Below are 4,084 nucleotides of genomic sequence, written 5' to 3' on the forward strand. Positions count from 1 at the left end.
GGTCACAGGGGTTCAATCGAGGCTTTCAACACTTTCATTTGGAAATAGCGTCGCCTGGCAAACGGTCCCCGTTAGAGAATCGGGAGGCGTGGGGGATCGACCCCGAACCGTGAGTCGACCCGCTATCCTTCTCGCAAGGGAAAATTGGACCGCCAGTGAAGAGGATGGCGAGATTCTTTTGAGGCAGGGAAGACTCCGAAATCTCATGGCTGGGGTCCGTGAGCTCAAAGGTCGGCATGTTCATCTGAGGGGGCGGAGACGTTGTGATCCACATCGTCTCTATCAACCGTATGATGGTGGAGAACATTACAATGGCCGCTTCTGGCCCTCAGATCCGTTTGTTCAGGTCCAGTGTTATGCCAATATGGATCGTCTCTGCCGTCTCCTCAAACAGTTGGGGTATGATTTTGAAGCGATTCAGGCCTCGATTCATCAAGGACGGTACCACCCGATCCGGGTTTTTGTGAATCTTACGAATGTCAGGAACGCCGAATTTAGCAACCTGCTGGAGGTACACAGCTTTGGTCGTCATGTGGCACTCGATGGGGATGTTGTTGTTCATGAAGGGGGACATGGCCTCTGGTATCACATCAATCCGTTCCTCATGTCAGAGAAATTTTCCAAAGAGGCCGGTGCGATTCATGAAGGCTCTTCCGACGCCTTTGCGGCTATCCTCCATGGCAATCCGGTTTTTGGAGAAGATTTTTCAGTCATTGCGGATAAATCGGCCGATCCACGAGGAGGGTTACGACTCTTAAAGAACGACTCCAAAATGAGTGATGTCTCAGATGACTCTCATGATCGGGGGGAGGTGTATGGGGGATTTTTTTGGGACCTCTATGAACATTTCAGGCAGGATTCCCGTCTTGAAAGATTTCAGGCCAATGAATTGGCGCTACGGCTCATTGTGAACCACTGGTTTCATTACAAGACATTCCACCCAGCCGGCGTTGATTTTGTCGATGCGGTTCTCAGTGGGGCGAAGGCATTGGATCGGGTCGGCAAACTTCCGCTCCCGTTTGTCGAGATTGAGAGGTTAGTGACGGAGGGGGCAGTCACGAGAGAGATTATTCCACGGGAAGGAGGACGGAGGGTCTTTCTCTACCCCGTTCCGTCTGTTGATCAGATTCGACAGAGATATGCTGAGGAGGGACCGGTCCGGTTCAGGAAAGTTGGTGGGGCTCCTTATTTAGGAGGCAGGACAGAGATCTATCAGCAGCAGGTACAACTCAAGACACTTCGGACGGAAGATGGAAAACCGCTTCGCCTTGATGTTGTCGGTCACGGGATGACGGCATGGGTCACTGGTGAAGGGATGGATGTCTCTCTGCACGATATCCGGCCGCTCAAGGAGGGTGAGATTATTGAAAAGGTCAATCAGACGCCGCAGGATATTTTAGAGAAGCTTCGGGACAGACTGAGGCGTGAGATCCGACTCTCCGAAGAGAAGATGGACCTTCTTAGAGGACACAGGAGGGACGAAGCGGCAGGACAGATTCGCCTTATGCGACGTGCCGCGGAGGCGATCCGTAGTAAAGAGAGCGAGGTAGAGATAAAGCTCGTGGCGATGCGCGGCAAAAAGGGACTTTACTACGAGGTTGAGGTTAGCTCGGGCACCCACTACTTTGCTGCTTATGTGAAAGACAAAAAGAGTGAGACTCTTCACCATAAGATGGTTTTCAGCACCAACGGGTCGGTCAAGGTTTTTTAAATGTTTTAAAGAAACTCTTTTTTAAACGGATCGAACAACGGATCAAAGGGAGGGTTCTATGCCAGAAAAAATCACCGCCGAGAGCTTTGTGAGGGGACTCATGAACGAATGGGGGCTTAAGGAGAAAGGGGCTAGGGTCTGCCGCGAGCTCAAGGGGGGGCTTGGTGAGGTTTTTGTTTATGAGGGAGACCTCGTTTATGGTGACCTTGTAGAGCCGGTTTCAATCAGGGGGGAGATAACCCATTCCCATTTTCTCCTTCGTGCGAGTCGGGATCGAAGGGGTCCTCTGGGAGGTGCTGTCAACCATATCGTGGAGGCAAGCGTCAGCCGGAGAACTGGATGGACATGGCTTACCAAGGCGGTTTCCGAGCCTGGATCCCCAGCCGTTGGCAGGACAGGCGTTGGGCTCTCCTTGGTAGAAGTTGAGGCGGCGGATAAGGTTGTCACCCACATGGTCCAGGGGGTCCGGATGGCGGCTGATGAGCTTGGTCGGGAGGTTCGTGGCCTCGCTTGGGAGTCCTCCCTCTTTAAACCTTTCAGTGCTGTGTTGTTCGGGGCAGGTATTTTGTTCCTCGGCAGCCTGATCGTTTCTGAGGCCTGATCGTTTTAAACAGACTTTAAAAACTCGCAACTCTTCGGCGCTCTAGGTCGAAGCCCGCATCGCCTGGTTTATGAATCAATTGTTTTTAAGACCCAAGGAGGTATTTTATGGGCACCGCTGTCCTGCCGGTTTCATCAGATCGATTCGTCTCATTTCTTGAGTTTGCATCTGACATGGTCCCCTCATGGCCCTTTGGCTCAGGTTCGTCCCAGCCGTTAGAGGCCGAGCGTATTTTAGCTGCTTCCCCGGGGCTGTTTCTAACAAAGGTAAATCCACCGATTGGGGGGCTTCCTACGCTTGCCGATTATCTAAATGCCCTAAAAACGCGTGCAGGATTTTTTGCTCGGCATCTGGAAGCCCTACCCCCTTCACTATATTTGGGGCAGGCTCATGACAGGGGTTTAAGCCAATCACGTCTCTGGGGTGAATCTGTTGAAACGGCCCTGGGGCTTATCCAGAATCTCAATCACGGGTCAAGCGATGCTCAAGTTCGAGAGGCTCAAAGGGCTGTTGCCAGAGCGATTATGCTTCCAACATTGTATCAGGAGTCGGCCCTGGAGGCGGTAAGGCTCGCTGCTTTGGGAGGTTTGACGGATGAGGAGACCGTCGAGGAATACTTCAAGGCGGTCTATCGTACGTTAAATCAACCAGGCGCTCGTTACTCCCTAAGGAGTCTTGCATTTCAGATTGGCCTGCCGGTTGTTGCGTTCTCATTTGGGGCTCTTTTGCTAGTCGCCCCTCAAAAGGCGAGATCGGTCTAATTGATTTTCGAAGAAAGGAGTCTTCATGTCTGATATCTCAACGCTCAAAACCTCTGATCTCGTCTGGGGATTGGCTGAAGAGCTTCGTTTAGGAAACCCAACCTCCTATTCCGAAGGGAAGGGATCGACCGTCTGGAGTAGTGCACTTCCGTTTGGCGAGGTGAGGGAACCGGTTCGTATTACGGCAGAGGCAAACTCCGACACCATTTTTCTTAAAATCGAAAGGATACGAAGCATGGCCAGGGGTCTTCCTGAGGCTCAACTTCCGAGGATGGTAGCCTCTGTCACCTACAACAGAGCGACGGGATCTTTTGTGGCAGCAAAAGGGATTTTTGAAGGGGGGAGCGCCTTGGCCTCTGCCTCGCAGTCCTTGGAGCGGTTCAGTGGATCGGCAGAAGAGATAGCGGAGAGGATGGTTCGTGGGGTTTTTTATGCAGCCGATCACCTTGGGGGTGGAGAATCGGGCCTTAAATGGACCTCCCTTATGTTTAGTCCCACCAGGAGGGCCTTGAGTGTGGTTGCCGTTGCCTCATTCGTCGGATTCTTTTCATTAGGTGGCCTTCTGATCGCTAGATTACAGCCATCGCAGGGGTAATCAGTTTTTTAGAAATTTTCTAGCAACCGAGTTTAGGCCCTGTCGATGGACGGGGCACGATGCAACTTTCCGGGGGTTCTCGAACTTACCTGCCTGTTGATTCCGGTGGAGGTTACCAGCCGACGTCAGGGAACTACGCACTGACGACCGGTCTGCTGATGGGGAGCCCATTCTACTCAACCCGCTACACCGAATTTGATGCCTGGAAAGACGGATTTAGGACAAAACTGACGACCGCCTCGGGACTGGGAGGGATGCTTGGGACGTCTCTCGCAATGAACCTCGGGATGAAGGTAGCGATGCCGGGGATTGTGAAGACCGTCTCTCTCTTCGGTATTCATTCACCGCTCGCTGCGTTTCTGATCTCAACAACGGCGCTTTCGGCGCTCAGTTCGGGAGGGATGACGTTATTTCAG

Annotated in this window: 5 protein-coding genes; all 5 read left to right on the forward strand. The window is 52.5% G+C overall.

The window, feature by feature from the left end; all coding sequences use genetic code 11:
* Positions 1-1,711, forward strand: a 1,711-nt coding sequence (locus HYT77_10800; GenBank protein ID MBI2068479.1) for a hypothetical protein, incomplete at its 5' end; no start/stop codon positions are given.
* A gap of 58 nt (positions 1,712-1,769) precedes the next feature.
* Complete coding sequence (locus HYT77_10805) at positions 1,770-2,312, forward strand: hypothetical protein (GenBank protein ID MBI2068480.1); 543 nt, start codon at positions 1,770-1,772, stop codon at positions 2,310-2,312.
* A gap of 107 nt (positions 2,313-2,419) precedes the next feature.
* Complete coding sequence (locus HYT77_10810) at positions 2,420-3,073, forward strand: hypothetical protein (protein ID MBI2068481.1); 654 nt, start codon at positions 2,420-2,422, stop codon at positions 3,071-3,073.
* A gap of 25 nt (positions 3,074-3,098) precedes the next feature.
* Positions 3,099-3,668 carry a hypothetical protein gene (locus HYT77_10815; protein MBI2068482.1) on the forward strand — a complete coding sequence of 190 codons (570 nt, stop codon included), beginning with the start codon at positions 3,099-3,101 and terminating at the stop codon, positions 3,666-3,668.
* Positions 3,669-3,727: 59 nt separating this feature from the next.
* Positions 3,728-4,084, forward strand: a 357-nt coding sequence (locus HYT77_10820) for a hypothetical protein (GenBank protein ID MBI2068483.1), incomplete at its 3' end; no start/stop codon positions are given.

Source organism: Deltaproteobacteria bacterium (assembly GCA_016180855.1).
GTDB lineage: Bacteria > UBA10199 > UBA10199 > JACPAL01 > JACPAL01 > JACPAL01.